At 43.0% G+C, this 16,279-nt stretch carries 14 protein-coding genes; 7 read left to right on the top strand and 7 right to left on the bottom strand.

Features of this window, described 5'->3' with window-relative positions; genetic code table 11:
- Nucleotides 1-369 precede the first annotated feature (369 nt).
- The 4 genes from Q0890_RS03995 to Q0890_RS03980 all read left to right on the top strand — a co-directional run bounded on the left by Q0890_RS03995 (nucleotide 370) and on the right by Q0890_RS03980 (nucleotide 3,739).
- Nucleotides 370-1,665 (top strand): VWA domain-containing protein, encoded by a 1,296-nt coding sequence (locus Q0890_RS03995; protein WP_299217855.1) that lies wholly within the window; start codon nucleotides 370-372, stop codon nucleotides 1,663-1,665.
- Nucleotides 1,666-2,129: 464 nt separating this feature from the next.
- Nucleotides 2,130-2,618 carry a hypothetical protein gene (locus tag Q0890_RS03990; RefSeq protein WP_299217854.1) on the top strand — a complete coding sequence of 163 codons (489 nt, stop codon included), beginning with the start codon at nucleotides 2,130-2,132 and terminating at the stop codon, nucleotides 2,616-2,618.
- Between the two features lie 246 nt (nucleotides 2,619-2,864).
- Nucleotides 2,865-3,290 carry a YbaN family protein gene (locus Q0890_RS03985; protein WP_299217852.1) on the top strand — a complete coding sequence of 142 codons (426 nt, stop codon included), beginning with the start codon at nucleotides 2,865-2,867 and terminating at the stop codon, nucleotides 3,288-3,290.
- A 239-nt stretch (nucleotides 3,291-3,529) separates the two neighbouring features.
- On the top strand, nucleotides 3,530-3,739 hold the full coding sequence (locus Q0890_RS03980; protein ID WP_075102704.1) for a cold-shock protein: 210 nt from the start codon (nucleotides 3,530-3,532) through the stop codon (nucleotides 3,737-3,739).
- Between the two features lie 242 nt (nucleotides 3,740-3,981).
- On the opposite strand, the gene Q0890_RS03975 is transcribed toward Q0890_RS03980, so the two are convergent.
- Nucleotides 3,982-5,067: a YeiH family protein gene (locus Q0890_RS03975; RefSeq protein ID WP_299217849.1), complete on the bottom strand. Its 1,086-nt coding sequence runs from the start codon at nucleotides 5,065-5,067 to the stop codon at nucleotides 3,982-3,984.
- A 155-nt stretch (nucleotides 5,068-5,222) separates the two neighbouring features.
- Here Q0890_RS03975 and Q0890_RS03970 point away from each other — a divergent pair, with 155 nt between their 5' ends.
- Nucleotides 5,223-6,155, top strand: coding sequence for a LysR substrate-binding domain-containing protein (locus Q0890_RS03970; RefSeq protein ID WP_299217847.1), 933 nt, complete (start codon nucleotides 5,223-5,225; stop codon nucleotides 6,153-6,155).
- 136 nt (nucleotides 6,156-6,291) lie between these two features.
- Here the strand turns inward: Q0890_RS03970 and Q0890_RS03965 are convergent, their stop codons facing one another.
- Together Q0890_RS03965 and Q0890_RS03960 are read right to left on the bottom strand one after the other, a co-directional pair.
- Nucleotides 6,292-6,759, bottom strand: a complete 468-nt coding sequence (locus Q0890_RS03965) for a universal stress protein (protein ID WP_299217846.1) — start codon at nucleotides 6,757-6,759, stop codon at nucleotides 6,292-6,294.
- 179 nt (nucleotides 6,760-6,938) lie between these two features.
- On the bottom strand, nucleotides 6,939-7,400 hold the full coding sequence (locus Q0890_RS03960) for a universal stress protein (RefSeq protein WP_299217844.1): 462 nt from the start codon (nucleotides 7,398-7,400) through the stop codon (nucleotides 6,939-6,941).
- Between the two features lie 302 nt (nucleotides 7,401-7,702).
- Between Q0890_RS03960 and Q0890_RS03955 the strand changes: the two genes are divergently transcribed.
- The gene (locus Q0890_RS03955) at nucleotides 7,703-10,780 is read left to right on the top strand and encodes an insulinase family protein (protein WP_299217843.1); all 3,078 of its coding nucleotides are present in this window, start codon (nucleotides 7,703-7,705) and stop codon (nucleotides 10,778-10,780) included.
- 79 nt (nucleotides 10,781-10,859) lie between these two features.
- On the opposite strand, the gene Q0890_RS03950 is transcribed toward Q0890_RS03955, so the two are convergent.
- Together Q0890_RS03950 and Q0890_RS03945 are read right to left on the bottom strand one after the other, a co-directional pair.
- Entirely contained in the window at nucleotides 10,860-11,423 is a 564-nt protein-coding gene (locus Q0890_RS03950; protein WP_299217841.1) for an NUDIX hydrolase, read from the bottom strand.
- A gap of 389 nt (nucleotides 11,424-11,812) precedes the next feature.
- Nucleotides 11,813-12,328: an HPP family protein gene (locus Q0890_RS03945; protein ID WP_299217839.1), complete on the bottom strand. Its 516-nt coding sequence runs from the start codon at nucleotides 12,326-12,328 to the stop codon at nucleotides 11,813-11,815.
- Between the two features lie 131 nt (nucleotides 12,329-12,459).
- Here Q0890_RS03945 and Q0890_RS03940 point away from each other — a divergent pair, with 131 nt between their 5' ends.
- The gene (locus Q0890_RS03940; protein WP_299217837.1) at nucleotides 12,460-13,197 is read left to right on the top strand and encodes a CoA pyrophosphatase; all 738 of its coding nucleotides are present in this window, start codon (nucleotides 12,460-12,462) and stop codon (nucleotides 13,195-13,197) included.
- A gap of 151 nt (nucleotides 13,198-13,348) precedes the next feature.
- Here the strand turns inward: Q0890_RS03940 and Q0890_RS03935 are convergent, their stop codons facing one another.
- Together Q0890_RS03935 and nhaA are read right to left on the bottom strand one after the other, a co-directional pair.
- Nucleotides 13,349-14,704, bottom strand: coding sequence for an oxygenase MpaB family protein (locus Q0890_RS03935; protein ID WP_299217835.1), 1,356 nt, complete (start codon nucleotides 14,702-14,704; stop codon nucleotides 13,349-13,351).
- A 78-nt stretch (nucleotides 14,705-14,782) separates the two neighbouring features.
- Nucleotides 14,783-15,982, bottom strand: coding sequence for a Na+/H+ antiporter NhaA (nhaA, locus tag Q0890_RS03930; protein ID WP_299217834.1), 1,200 nt, complete (start codon nucleotides 15,980-15,982; stop codon nucleotides 14,783-14,785).
- Nucleotides 15,983-16,279: the final 297 nt, after the last annotated feature.

Here is a 16,279-nt window from a genome sequence, read left to right as displayed (position 1 = left end):
ATTGAAGTCTTTTAACTACCATCCTAAATTTAATTCTATTATATTGGAAAGAACTTTCTATTCCATTATCCCTATTTTCCAATATCTATTAGCTGTAATGTTATTATTTTCAATAGTTGTCATATATGGTAGGTTAGCAGTGGTTATGGGAGAGAAGAAATGTGAATCATTAAAAGTATTTTCTGTGTTTTTTATATCATTCACGACTTTATTTTTTTCAGTGATTATGTAGTACTTTATAGTTTAAATTTTACTATTTTTTATTTCATATAATAAAAAACCGTTACCGCGTCATGCTGTAGTGGTTTTTTAATATCAGTAATTAGTCTATTATCTTTAAAAGAACAACACGCTAACGTAAGGAACACCATGAACCACCTCACCGTCGGACAACGCGCGCCTCTAAGCAACTTTGCTATTGACGATACCGCACCCATCACGCTCAAATTCACTCGCCAAAGCCCGATAGAGATGGACATCAGCTGCTTTGCCTTAGATGCAGCGGGCAAACTGATCAATGATGATTACATGGTGTTTTATAATCAGCCAACCTCTCCGTGCGGGCAAATCAAACTCACTCATTATGAGTCGCAGCCAACAGCGAGTAAAGGAATACAAGCCGAGTTTGAGGTTAATTTATCTAAACTGGCGGATAATATAGATAGTCTGTTTTTTGTATTATCAGCCGATACGCCGCTCAATCAAATTCAATCGTTAGAGATTGGCATTTGGCAACAAGTGCAAAAGGCGCAGGCAGAGTATCAAGCAGCAGACTTTGCTCAGCAGCAAGCCAGTATGTTGATGCAGCTTTATCGAAAAGGCGGTGTGTGGCGAGTATCTAACGTCGCGCAAGGCTTTAATGGTGGACTTGCCGCCATCGTCCAGCATTTCGGTGGCGATGTAGAAGAGGACACTACGCAAGCAGCAGACGTAACCACCACACCAGTGCAAACAAAACCGTCGCTCGAGAAAGTCATGCTAGATAAAGCGCCAAAACTGGTCAATCTGGCCAAAAAAGCCACCATATCGCTTGAAAAACGCCAATTGCAGCAATTAACCGCAAAGGTAGCGTTGGTGTTGGACGCCTCAGGCTCAATGAACAGGCAGTACAAAAAAGGCCGTGTGCAAGAGGTGGTCAACCGCATATTGCCATTAGCAGTGAACTTCGATGACGACCAAGCGCTAGACTGCTGGGCGTTTGCTCGAGATCCGCAGTACTTGGGCGAGATTGGGCTGAATAACTACGACGGTTTTATTAAAAACGCTCATGGCGGCTGGCGCAAATGGGTACTTGGCCCGCGTATCAATAATGAAGCAGAAGTCATGAAAGCGGTGACGGAGTTTTATCAAAAGGACGGCTTGGATGTGCCTATCTACGTGCTATTTATCAGTGATGGCGGGGTGAATGACAATCGCGGTATCACTAGAGTCATGACGGATGCCGCTAAACTACCGATATTTTGGCAGTTTGTGGGCTTGGGTGGTCGTGGTTATGGCATCCTCAAAAAACTAGATGATATGGAAGGGCGCGTGATTGATAATTGCGACTTTTTTGAACTCGATGACTTGGATGATATCAGCGAAGAAACTTTGTATGAAAACATGCTAGAAGAGTTTCCAAGCTGGCTCAAAGAAGCACGAGAAATAGGATTGATATCGAAATAAGTAAGCCAAAATAATATCATTAAAAATAAAACCGCCCACAAAATTGTGAGCGGTTTTTTTACGCCAAAACAAAACCGAATTAGACACTACGTCCACACGATTTACCAAACACGATAACCTGTCTGCTATAAGCTATACTCGATCCACCATAAAAAAAATACAGTGCTATAGGAATAAATTTTTTGTAGCCTCTGTCTGCGTAGGCACAACAAGCAAAGAAAAATTTGTTCCAGTAGCGCATTATGATATTTATTTATACTTATTTTATTTAGGACGGAATATAGCATCAGTACAGCAAAATCAGGTCTTAGACATTTTATTACAAATCAAAGCGATAAGGCTGATAGTATAAATATAAGCGCACTGACTTCTCTAAGAATTGGATTTACACAAGTAAAAAGTAAGTGACGGGGTCGGTGTATAAGATATTTTTAAATCATGTTTTAGTGGATTTAGGAATAATAATGATGATAAATATACATGTAGTCTTTTGGGTCGCCCTGACATTTTTTACCTTTCTTGTGACCATGAGTCATATAAAAGGTCATAAATCAATCGTTGATAGAGACTCGATGCCAAGGGCACTGAGTAGCGATAAGCTAAACATCGAAACCAGCTTTTATAAAGCTGATGCCACCTTACACGATATTATATTTTTCCATGCCTCTGCATCAGGTGCCGCGATTGTTTTATTGGTCCTAATTATCAAAGGTGAGATTTTATTCCCAGGAACGGTTGTCCTCTTTGGCGCGCTATCTTCCATCGCGATATTTACTATTAGCATTGTACTTCTCTTATTTGCCTTTTATTTTTATAGTATCTCGATTTTGAAGCTTGGCGATACGCTGGCGAGAATGCAGTTTAATGGTAAAGGTATCGAAACCAAGTACGCAATTTTGGCCGTTTTTGGGTATTTTTTGATATTCCCAATTATTGCGTTAATACTGGTTTAAGGTTTTTTCAACGCATGTTTAATCAAAACCGCTCATGATTTAAGTTATGAGCGGTTTTTGTTGGTCAAATTTATCCAGATATACTCAATAATAGTAAAATGTCGCAAAAATAGACTTGTGTCGTTCTAAACGTTATAGCATGCTTACACAATTATATAGATAGCTGAGCTTTACTTTTTAATCTGCGTTCTCGCTTCATAAGTTCATAGTGCTATCTGTCTTTTATCGTGTATCGAAACCATATTTATGACTGACAATAAAAAATCCTTTTACTATCGACCAAAGACCAATCAATCCAGTAGTCCAACGATACGCTGGACGTTTGTGACGCTTGGCTGGTTGTTTTTTGTGTTGGGTATTATCGGTATCTTATTGCCAGTGATGCCGACCGCGCCTTTTGTACTATTGGCAGCTGCCTGCTGGGCAAGAAGCTCGCGCCGCTTTCACTTTTGGCTGATCAATCACAAGTATTTTGGTAAATATGTTCGCGATTGGGAAGAAAACCATGCTGTTCCTCGGTATGCTAAATGGCTTGCAACACTGATGATGGGATTTTCAACGGCAATGTTATTTTATCGTCTGCCAGCAGATATGCTATGGGTTGCATGGGCGATAGCCCTTGTATGTAGTGGAGTGGCGATATATTTGTTTCGCTTACCCAATGCCAAGTAAGCGCAAAGCGATGACTAAAAAATAGGATTGTATATCCGGTTACATGAAATATAAGATAAAGCTTGCCATATAGGCTTGCACGTCTTATAATACGTCCAAGCTTAAAAGCAGTTCTGCACCAAATCATTACCTCGTAGTATTAGTTATAATCCTTCGTTTTAATATTTATCGTTCAGTAGCTATTTGCAAGCGTTACCGGTCACTAGACCATTAATAAATTTAAAAGTAGGATTATCGACATGTCAGATACTCAAAAAGGTACAGTTAAGTGGTTCAACGAAGCTAAAGGCTTTGGTTTCATCGCTCCAGAAAACGGCGCAGACGTTTTTGCTCATTACAGCGAAATCAGTGGTTCTGGCTTCAAAACTTTGGCTGAAGGCCAAGAAGTTGAGTTCACTGTAACTCAAGGCCAAAAAGGCCCACAAGCACATAACATCGTTGCTATCTAATTTGTCTTTATAGACAGCTAGATGAATAGATGTAAAAAAGCGGACCTTCGGGTTCGTTTTTTTTCGTCTATGATTTGGTATTTAAAGTATTGAGAATAGATTTAGTAATCGTTTTTCTTAAAAAGTTTTAGTCAATCATACTAGATTAGATGATAAACATAAAAAGGCCTCCGACTATAAGTAGTTGGAGGCCTTTTACGTTAGGTAATGAGATGAGCATTCAAGAATGGACAGGCAAACTACTAGATAAAGCTAATGCCAATATTAATAAGGCCACCGCCTAGTATTAACCAGCCAAACATAATTGCACCTAAAATAAGCGGTCTAATGCCAGCTTGCTTGATCGCGCTCAGATGAGTGGTTAGGCCCAGTGCAAACATAGCCATCGTCAGTAACACATCGTCTAGTAAAATCATGTTTTGCTCAAAGCTTTTAGACATTGGCACCCATGTATGTAGTATGACAATAGCAATAAAGATAAAAGCAAACCAAGGTACGCTGACTTGTCTAATACGCGCTATAAACGATAATTTTTTATCGCTGTTTTGACCATCGCCCTTGGTCAAGGCAAATGATAAAACCAGTAAAAATGGCGCGAGCATCATGACGCGTATCATCTTGGTGACAACTGCAGTATTACCAACCTCAGTGTTCACTGCATTACCAGCGACAACAACCTGTGCCACTTCATGGACGGTTGAGCCAGTATAGACGCCGTATTGCTCGGCACTAAGCCAAGGCTGTAACCAACCAAGGTGATACAAAAATGGATAAAGTAGCATGGCTATAGTGCCGAACACGACCACTGTCGCTACTGCAATCGTAACCTTGTGCGCCTCAGCTTTGACCACTGGCTCTGCCGCTATGACCGCCGCTGCACCGCAAATACTAGCGCCGGAACCAATCAATAAAGTGGTTTTTTTATCGACCTTTAACCACCTTGTGCCTAGCCAATACGTCAGTAAAAATGTCGATGTCAGTACTAGTGCATCTGTCATAACCGCTGGCATGCCAACGCTTGCAACCTGTGTTATTGTCAGTTTAAAACCATAAAACATAATGGCAAGACGTAAAATCTGACCCTTAGCAAAGACCACGCCAGCATTTAAGCGCTCAGCGAAATTAGGATAAATCGTATTACCAAGGATCATTCCAAATAAGATAGCCAATGTCAAAGATGACAGACCCACGATCTGTCCATTCGACCAAGTATTCAAACTGTTATTAAGCCATAGGCAAAATAAGCTACCGATCAGCACGACAACCAATCCTGCTAAGTGACGGTTGTTTGGAAAATAATGATTCACTGATTGGGCAAAAGCGTGCATAAGGGACGCATCCTATTGTCGATAATCAAAATAAGCATAAGCTTATGAATAGACAGTATAAGACAACTTGTTTTATAATAAAAACAGATTAATAAGGTATAACCTATCGAAATTTTAGGTTAATAGAGTATCTTGATAAAAGGCAATCGCGATTGATGAAGAAGACCGTTCAGACTGTACCAAAGATCACTTTGCGGCAACTGGCAGTATTTGTTAGTGTCTATCAGACAGGTAGTACCAGCCTTGCCAGCGAAGCGCTGCATCTATCACAGTCAGCAGTCAGTAGCGCACTGACCGAGCTAGAAGCGCGCTTACAAATGCCTCTATTTGAACGAGTAGGGCGCAGGCTTAATCAACATCCAAATGCGCATCCGGTTTATGTACAGGCGCAGGCACTACTAAGCCAGTCTTTGACACTTGAGCAGTATCATCAGTATCAAGCAGGACAGATTCATATTGGTGCGAGTACGACTATCGGCAATTATGTGTTACCACCACTATTAGCCCAGCTGTATAAAGCGCTACCAGACGCTAACGTCGATATGTATATTGCCAACACCCAAGAAGTCATTCATGAAGTTGAACAGTTAAATATTGATATCGCTTTAGTCGAAGGCATGCCGCGTCCGACAGACGTAAAAGCCATCGAGCAGCAAGAATGGCGTACAGATACCTTAGTAATATTTGCTAAATACGATAGTAAATGGCTAACCGATTGGGCGGAGTATAGTGCAGATGAGCAGTGTTATAAATTGACTGTAACACAGCTGGCAACATTACCGTTGTTGGTACGTGAAGCAGGCTCGGGCACGCGACAAATTATCGACGAGCAATTACTCAAGCATTTACCAGATGTCGAAGTCGTTATGGCGATTCAGCAGTCAGAGGCGATTAAAAATATGGTCAGTGCCGATATTGGGCTTGGCTGTTTGTCGCAGCATGTGATTGAAGCAGAGTTGACGGCGCAAAAATTGGTACAAGTGAAGGTAACGGGTATTGATCTGTCGCGGACTTGGTGGTTGGTCTGGCACAAAGCCCGCCATAAAAGTCCAATCTGGCAAGCATTTATAGATATTATTCAAGAGTAATACACTTAGGTATCAATGCATTAGGTAGGTAAGATTGTCATGCAGAAATATGCAAAAAGCGCACCGTAGACAAGTAGCTACAGTGCGCTTTTTTTATTTATTAATGAGCTAATAAGCAATACCTATATCAACTCTATTAGCTACGTTTTGATACTGGTTTATCAAGCCTGACGACTAAACTGTCGCAGGGTACATTTGGCAGAATGTTATCTGCGGTCGCACCGCTAATCCATGCAGCAATACCATGGCGTTCATGACGACCAATGACCAATAGATCAACCTCATTTTTATGGCAATAATTAACAATGCCTTCACTGTTAGAGATGGCAGTCGTCACTTCAGAGTTTACCGCATTTAGATCATTACGCTCCAAAAACTGGGCCAGTTTTGCCCGTGCTTCTTGGCAGCGCTCATCATCAATCTCATCATATAGGCTTGAGGCAGGTACCAATTCATAACCAAAGCCAACCATAGTATCTTTGACGATATGTAATACTGATAGCTTGGAGCCAGGACGGTTATCAACGATGCGTTTGGCTTTTTGAGCAACTATGTCGGCATCAGCCAATAAGTCAGTGACTAATAAAATATGTTGGTAACTCATGAGGGTCTCCTCGTAGCAAGTAGTTTTAACTATAGCACTACTGATGACTGCTGTTAAGTAGTGAGTTGCACTCTTTATTGTATTCTTTAAAGACACCGCTCAAATTACTTATTAGCCTATTTAACAGCGTTTAATTGGCTGCAATGTTTCAAGCAACCGGTCATATGGTTACGATAACCTTACTCAAGTACTGGCTGATTAAGCTTGACTACTAAGCTATCACAAGGCGTGTTAGGCAAGATATTGTCCGCTGTTGCCCCAACCAGCCACGCAGCGATACCATGTCGTTCATGACGTCCGATAATCAATAAATCGACGTTTTTTTCATGACAATAATTGATGATGCCTTTGTCATTAGAGATAGCAGCAGTCACTTCAGAATTGACCGCCTGTAAATTATTGCGCTTAAGAAAGAGCGCAAGCTTGGCTCGGGCCTTTTGCCAGTGCTCACCATCATTATCTCCTGATAAGCTAGACGCTGGTACCAGCTCATAGCCAAAACGCACCATATCATCTTCAACGATATGTAAGACCGATAATTTGGCTTTAGGAGAGCCTGCTAGGATACGTTTGGCTCTTTGGGCGACTATATCAGCATCAGATAACAAGTCAGTAACCAATAAAACATGTTGATAGCTCATAATGTGCTCCTATTGATGGATAATTTAATACTAGCAGTACTGGGCATCTTTGTTAAGGGATAAAGCCATATTTTAATTGTGGTTATTGTTACGTTATTGGTGGTTTGGCGTTGGCGACCTTGACTTATCAATATATTAGCCCCATCTATAAGCGCTAAGTTAGTTTTTAAATAATTTACTGACCAATCAACGTTTAATAACTAAATATTAAAAATATTTGGCACAATTTTGAGGCTAGACTCTCATATTTACCCAGCTCATTGGGCGCTCTCTACATTATATTATAAGCTATAAGGATAACTATGACTGACACACCGTTTACCGCTGACTTAACGTTGCATCCAGCGTTTGAGCTGATTGAGCATCGCCATATTGAAGCACTGTCGATGGATGTGCTGATCAGTCAGCACATCAAAACTGGCGCGATGCATTATCATTTAGCGCATCCAAGTGATGAAAATGCGTTTTTGGTGGGTTTTCGCACCCAGCCTATGGATTCAAAAGGTGAGGCGCATATCTTAGAGCATGTGGCTTTATGTGGCTCTGAGAAGTTTCCAGTACGTGATCCGTTCTTTTCGATGATTAAGCGCTCATTAAATACGTTTATGAATGCAATGACGGCGGCTGACTGGACAGCGTACCCGTACGCCACCCAAAATAAAAACGATTATTTTAACTTGCTTGCCGTTTATCTTGATGCGTCGTTTTTCCCCAATATTCATCCGCTTGATTTTGCTCAAGAAGGCATCCGCATAGAGCTTGACGAAAATGATAAGCCGCAGTTTAAGGGCATCGTCTTTAATGAGATGAAAGGCGCAATGAGTGGTGAGATTGATCAGTTATATCATACAGTCGCGCATCATTTGTTCCCAACGACGACGTATCATTACAATTCAGGCGGCGATCCTGCTGATATTCCAGACTTGACCCATCCTGAACTGGTTGAGTTTCACCGCAGTCATTATCATCCATCAAACAGCGTCATTATGAGCTTTGGTAATATTCCGGTAGCTGAGACCCAAGCGAAAATCCATGACGATGCTTTGAGCCAATTTGAAGCAGGTAAAAAGCATGTGTCACGCCCTGAGCAGCGTTTGTCTGCACCGATTAGCGCTGTCGATACTTATACTGCTGACGAGACAGGCCCTGATCAGACCCATCACGTGGTGGCGTGGTTACTGCCATCGATTACCGATCCCAAGCAGCGTTTGGCTCTGCGCTTATTAGAAGGTGTGCTGGTCGAACACTCAGGTTCGCCATTACGTGCGTATCTTGACAGTCATCCATTAGGTAAGGCACCAAGTCCATTATTGGGGCTTGATGACAGTCATTACGAGATGGTGTTTTATACCGGTCTGCGTGGTTCAAACCCCGAGCATGCCGAAGCGGTAGAGCAGGGTATTATTGATTTGCTGACTGAAGTTGCAAGCAATCCAATCGATGATGACACCATTGAAACCATCTTGCACCAAATTGAGATCGATCAGCGCCATATCGGCGGTGATAGCATTCCTTATGGTCTAAATCTGATGTTAGAAGGCTTTAGCACGGCGATTCATGATGGCAATCCTATTGATGTCTGGGAGGTCGATGAGCATCTACAGTGGCTACGTGAACAAGTAAAAGATAAGCAATGGCTGCCTAATTTAATTAAACAGCATTTACTCGATAATCAGCATCGTGTCCGTGTCACACTAACGCCAGATAGTGAAAAGTCAGCCCGTCTGGCAGCCGCTGAGCAGACCCGTCTTGATACCATCGCTATGGATTTGACCGTTGATGACAAAGATATCTTGCACAAGCAAGCGCTGGATTTAGCAGCGCGTCAAACTGCACCCGATGATGTCAGCCTCTTGCCAAAAGTTGGTCTAGAAGACGTACCAGCAGATATTAGCTTTAAACAAGGCACGCAACAGCCTGTGCGTTTGAATGGGCAAGACAGCACCTTGTTTGAGTATGAAGCAGGTACCAATGGCCTCTATTATTATCAAGTCATTGTACCGTTGACGGATGCAATCGGTGAGCGTAACTGTGATGAATTACCGGTTAATGAAGTGATTAATCACCCACTGCTGCCTATTTATCTAAGTCTATTATCTGAGCTGGGTACGGACTCCTTGAGTGCTCATGAGCTGCAGGCTAAGCAAGCTGCGCATTCTTCTGGAGTGACAGCGCGTATTAGTCAGCGCACCAATATCGATGATAGCCAATCTATCAGTAGTTATTTTGTCGTTGCAACGCGTGCGCTAAACCGTAAACCTGAAGCGATTGACTTGCTCAAAGAAGTGATGGAGCACAGCGTCTTTACCGAGCATGACCGTATCAAAGAGATCTTGCAGCAGCGTCAAGCCAGCTGGCAATCGAACCTTGCAGGATCGGGCCACGCTTATGCCATGCAAACGGCCAGTCGCGGTATGAGTCGCCAAGCGCAGCTAGAATATGTGCGCAGTGGCTTACCAGCACTCAATGCACTGAAAGCGTTTTTGACGCAGGCAAGTACGGATGAGGCGCAGTGGGATAAGTTGGCAAGCAGCTTGATGGACTTGCATCAGCGTTTGATTAGTTTGCCTAAGCACGCGGTTATCATCTGTGAAGCGGAGCAAACCGAACGCTTAAGCAACTTGATTGTCGATAGCTGGCAAGACAGCCGTGCCCCTGAGCTGGCTGAAAAGCTGAAAAGTTCTGATGCTGGTATTGAAGATAATATCCCAAGCGAGTTTGCAGACTTGCAACTTGATCCAGCATTAAATGGCGAACAAGACGCGGTGAGAGCGATAGAAAGCGGTACTACTGCTGATGTTGAAGATATAGCTTGGCTAGTGCCGACCAACGTCTATCATAATGCTAGCGCTTATACCGCTCCGGCCGCTGACCATCCAGATACGGCAGCGCTTATGGTATTAGCACCTTACTTGCGTAATGGGTACTTGCATAGTGCTATTCGCGAGCGCGGCGGTGCTTATGGTGGCGGAGCTGGTTACGATGCCAATGCTTGTGCATTTAAGTTCTTTAGCTACCGTGATCCGCATTGTGCCGAAACTTTTGCGCACTTTGATGCCAGTATTGAGTGGTTGTTAAACGAGCCGCAAACGGCTGAACAGCTAGAAGAAGCCATCTTAGGAATTATCTCAGGGATGGACAAGCCAGGCTCGCCAGCAGGTGAAGCGATTAAAGCTTGTTTTGCTGATCTCCACCAGCGCAGTGCAGACTGGCAACGTAAGATGCGAGCCGCCATCTTGGCCGTGACGGTCGAGGACTTACAGCGTGTGGCCAAGCAGTACTTGCAGGGCCAAAAGCATGTACGTGCGGTACTCGCGCCCTATGATAAAGAAGACAGTGTCAAAGATTTGGGCTTTAAAGTTTGCAAAATTAAAAGCTAGAGCAGTAGCGGTTATGAGATAGTAAGTCGCATACAAAAAGCCAAGTATAATGCTTGGCTTTTGTTATTTTGCCTCTGATTCAATAGCGCTTGATACTTTGATCTTTACCAATAAGGTCTTGATGAATAGGAAAGTCAGACAAATCATCGAACTGCTTACGATCTGCAAAATAGCTGGTCAATGTACGGCGTACTGCCTCAAAAGCAATCTTGTCCCATGGAATGTCTTCTTCACTAAACAAAGCACAGTCCAAGCTCTCAGAACCAATGCCGTAAGCGCCATCCTTTAAATCAGTCAAATAAATACTGTAGATTTGGCCAATATCTGGAATGTCATAAATACAGTACAAATGAGGATTGAGAACAACAGCGTCGGCTTCTTCAAAGCTTTCTCGTGCGGCACCTTCAGCCATGGTTTCACCATTTTCCATAAAGCCTGCTGGTATGGTCCATAAGCCATATTGAGGCTCGATAGCACGGCGACATAGCAGCACTCTGTCTTTGTGTACTACCAAAGAGCCACAAATTACCTTTGGGTTTTCGTAGTGAATGTAACCACAGTTTGGGCATACCAGACGCGGTACATTATCAGTCGCTGGTATCTTGCGTTCCGCTTCATGACCACATGCTAGACAATAGCGCATATCAACTGCCTTATTTTGGTGAGATAAAAAGAGTGGTAAAAGATGTTTAATTTTTAGAATGTTTTTACTAACGTCATGTTTTTAGCTTTTATAAGTATAGCCAACAGGTATAACTCTAGGTCTAAACATTATTTTGAGTTTAAACGTTATCTTAAGAACGTTGTTTTAAGATAGCACAAAACAAGGCAATGCTGAATAATGGTAACATGAACACGTCATTTATCTGCAATAGAGCAAATATGACTCCGATGTTACGCCAGTTATTTACCCTTATAAAGTATGACTGGCTTGATGAAGAATAGCCAGTCACGTAAAAGTGGGGTAGTGATGACCAGATTGGGCTAATCTAAACTACAAAGCAGGATATAGCTTAGTATGTCTGAGCGACATTACCAATATCTTGGATAGTGTCTGCCTCTACCGATGTTGTTATAAATCAGGGCAACGACAACCAAGGCGAGCGCGCCTACCAGTGTTGGGGTGACCAAAAAATGCCATTTGACACCGCCAAGCATGACAATTAGTGGGTTCGAGCCTGCAGGCGGGTGCGGTACCCGAAACAATAGCATAAGCGCAATGGCAGTACCGACAGCGAGTGCCAAGCTCCACCACTCAATACCAAATATCGTCATAAATGCTAGACCAGTAAAAGTGGTAATAAAATGGCCGCCAACAATGTCTCTTGGCTGAGCGAATGGGCTTTCTGGATAAGCAAAAATAAGCAAACAGCTGGCACCAAATGAGCCCAAAATCATAGCAACATTTTGCCAATTGCCAATCAATGCCAAGGCGGCGGTTGCTAATGTACCGCCAAGCCAAGCCAGTCCAATAATAACTAAGGGCAGTCTTTGCGGGCAATCATCAATTCTGCCTTGCATTTTATTCAACGAAAAAATCTTATTCACTAGCGTTTCTTAAATAATATACTGATAAATTTAGCGACTTGATTGATGATAAGTCTTATTATTTTTGAGAATTTTTATAGATAACCTAGCTTAATGACACTGAACACTGATAAAAATATAGGCCAATAATAATGTTAATACCTTCGCAGTCTGCACAATTTGATAAACTGTCAGTCGCTGTCCCCACGTTTATTCGTCACCCTACGCTCAGAACATTGGCTGAGCGAGTACAGCATGAGACTTTAAATGCTGTCACCAGTCCTGCGGTATATCATTCTTACAGTACTTCCCGTAGTGCCCGTATTTTGGACAGTCTATACCAAACGCCAATCGCTGATGCGTCGATATTGGTGGCCATTACCCATGAGCGCCATCCTAAGTTACTGCTGACACGTCGCGCCGCCCATATGAACAGTCATGCAGGGGAGGTCTCCTGTGCTGGTGGTAAGTATGAAGTAGGTGATGGCAACAACGTTGTCACAGCCTTACGTGAAGCTTGCGAAGAGACGGCGCTACCACCAAATAAAGTGCAGCTATTGGGTCAATTACCTATTCAAACCTCTAAAAGCGGCATGAGTGTGCGTCCAATCGTGGCGCTCATTGCTCCAGGTTTGGTATTGGTGCCTGAGATGGGAGAGATATCACGCATCTTTTGGGCAGATTTTGAAACCTTGCTTACTCAGCCAACTGTAGAATATGCAGTAGAGTACGCGATGCAAGATCAAGTGGCGACGATGCTGACACCCAGCTGGCAAGTCGATGGTGAGACAGTATGGGGGCTAACCGGACGCGTCATTGCAAGTCTACTAGAAACTGGGTTTGATCGACAGCTTGAATGGTACTACCGCATACAAGATAGTAGATTGTAAGAGTTGTCAGCTTATAGACACTTATGCATCTTTATCTAATAAAAAAGCATTATCTGAGTATTTTGTGGATTTATTATAGTTATTGTTGACGCTATTGATAATGGTTCAGGATATTCTATTTACTACTAATAATATTCTTAAGCTATGTTTTTTATTTATAGTAGTCATCGTTTTTCTTGAGCCACCAGTTCATATTGTCTTGGCGTTTAGCGCGAAACTGCTCAAGCTTATCAGCGATGCCACTGTTATGCTGGCGCGCTGTATCAAGCGCAAACAAAATAGGCACTGAGGACAATACCCCAAAACGTACCTTTGATCTGGGTAGATCTAGTCCATCGCCGATATCATCGCCGACTAAGGTGCGGGTCACACTGGCATTCACCATCTCAACGAAGCGTCCACGTCGATTGTCCTCGCCCATTAGCTGACGTGGCAAGTCGTGCAAAGCTTTGGCAAGTGGCCGACCCATCTTAAAGTCTAGCTGTTGAATAGATAAGTAGGTGTATAGCCACTCCCAGCACGCAGACTCATCTTTTGGTAGGCGCTGTAAGTCAACCCCCATCCAATAACTGGCAAGATTCCACAGATGCAAGATACCTTCAGCTTCTTCTTTACTGATACGCGCTCCCAATAACTGCAGTCCGCGCATAATCAATAACGAAAATTGTAAATGGGTAGCGATCATGTCCGTCTGATTGATGGGAACGCCCCAATAGGCCGTATTCCAAGTTCCATCAGGATTATGATGCTGATCAGCATTTGGTATAACACCTTTGGCCGCGTTGCCTTTGCCTTTGAGTAAGTTTTGCCGTACCAAGGTATGAATTTGGCGTACTTGAATGGACTGTCGCCAGCCCTCAGAGCCGATCGCCAACACCTGATCAATAGGCTTGCAATTATTGCGCGCGCTGAGATCTAGTTGCGGGTGTTCAGATACAGCCAATATATAAGCATAGGTGCGCATTAAGCGTGGTAATGCATCGTGCATCAAAGCGCCAGTCTGAATGAGCGGTAAGGAGAGAGCAGGAATGCTATAGCCTGCCATAAGTGCAACATTACGCAGTAGCCAGATGAGCATCAGCGGATAACGGCGATAGGCGACTGCCCCAATCTGCGCAAGCTTGGGATCAAACCAATCAGGATGGCTACTAAATTGCTCGGTTAATGAGTTAAATGAGGGGTTGGTTGCAAGATTGACGTTTGGCTGGTCATCGATGATGAGTTTTTGTAAGGGTTTTGCAAAACGCACACCGTCAGTTGCCAAGGCATCTGCCAGCGGGTCCCCAATGTCGTAGCCTGCCACCATCTCATCTAATAATGATTGTGAGACAGTAAAGTCTCTAGGTAGCAGGTAACGTCTGATACGGCGCAGAACTTGTAAATCGCTATGATCTGTAATCGCTGTAGTACGCCCGTGACGTTGGTAGCTTGGTACAGATACTTTATCTTGTACTAGCGGATCACTAGGCGTAGAAGAGTCATTTATAAAAGCGTCTTTGGGTTTCATAGTAATAATGTACCATCACGACGGCTGCTAATAGTAATCAGTTGTCACAACCACTGTCATAAGCCATCTGCTTAAACATCAATGGCGTGTTAAGTCGACTGACGTACCACTAACGCTGTCTTTTAAACTCAGTTTAAGCATAATATAACCGGCAATACCAGATACGATAGAGCCCATAATAATACCTAAACGCTCATCGAATAACGAGGTGTCGCCAGCAAATGCTAAGCCACCAATAAATAAGCTCATCGTAAAGCCCACACCGCACAATAAAGCTGCCCCGTAAATCTGCTTATAATCCATACCTCTTGGCATGGTCGAGATACCGAGCTTAAAGATGAGCCAACACATGACCATAACACCCACTTGCTTGCCGATAAATAGTCCTGCAGCGATACCGAGGGGCACTGAATGGAATAGCTCATCGAACCCTGCGCCTTTAAGCGAGATGCCCGAGTTGGCAAACGCAAATAATGGCAAAATACCATAGGATACGGTGTTTTGCAGATCGTGCTCAAGCTCTTCAAGCGGTGAATGCTCAGGATCGGTACGGTCAAATAATGGAATGAATAGCGCTAATACAACACCTGCTAGCGTTGCATGAATGCCAGATTTGAGCACCGCGATCCACATAATAACGCCGATGAGCAAATAGGGTGTGATGCTCGTAATGTTTCGGCGATTCAGTAAATATAAAAAAGGCAGACACAAGCCTGCGACGGCTAGTGAGCTCAACGATAACTCGCTGGTATAAAACAAGGCAATGATTAAAATAGCACCAATATCATCAAAGATAGCAATAGATACCAAAAATACTTTTAGAGAGTTGGGCACGCGGTTGCCAAGCAGGCTTAAAATACCAAGAGCAAACGCAATATCGGTTGCCGCTGGAATAGCCCAGCCTTTCCAAAACTCCGGTTCATTGTAATTGAAGAGTAGGTAAACGATAGCTGGCACGATCATACCGCCCAATGCAGCACCTGCTGGCAGGATGATCTGCTTGACGTTGGATAACTCACCAATCAGCACTTCGCGTTTGAGCTCAAGCCCGACTAAGAAAAAGAAAATTGCCATCAAACCATCGTTTATCCAATGATGAGCATCTTTGGCAATGCCAAAATCACCGATTTGAATAGAAACGGGTGCGTGGATAAAAGATTCGTACCAAACATTGAGAGGACTATTGGCGACGATCATGGCTGCGATAGCCGCCAAAGCTAATACAATACCACCTGAAGCATCGAGGTTAAAAAATGCCCTAACTTTTTGTATTGCCATATTATCCTCATTTGTTAAATATATACTGTAAACTTAAACGCCTATCTAACAGCTTTATGACAACGCTGATAGCTCGCTTTAGTTTCTCATAAATTCATCAATATAAACAATAAAATGCGTTAAACAATATATATCAGCGCACATCATCACCTTATGATAGGCGTTATAAACATGCTGGTATGATCAATAACGCTCTTACGATCCGTTGAATGTTTTAGGGTTATCACATTTTTCTGATGTTTTTTATTGCCAAAAAGTATTTTATGTTTTGTGACAGATAGTAGCCACTACTATTGA

The sequence above is a fragment of the uncultured Psychrobacter sp. genome, from assembly GCF_947488565.1.
GTDB classification, from domain to species: Bacteria; Pseudomonadota; Gammaproteobacteria; order Pseudomonadales; family Moraxellaceae; genus Psychrobacter; species Psychrobacter saeujeotis.
This window is presented reverse-complemented; position numbering and strand designations above follow the sequence as displayed.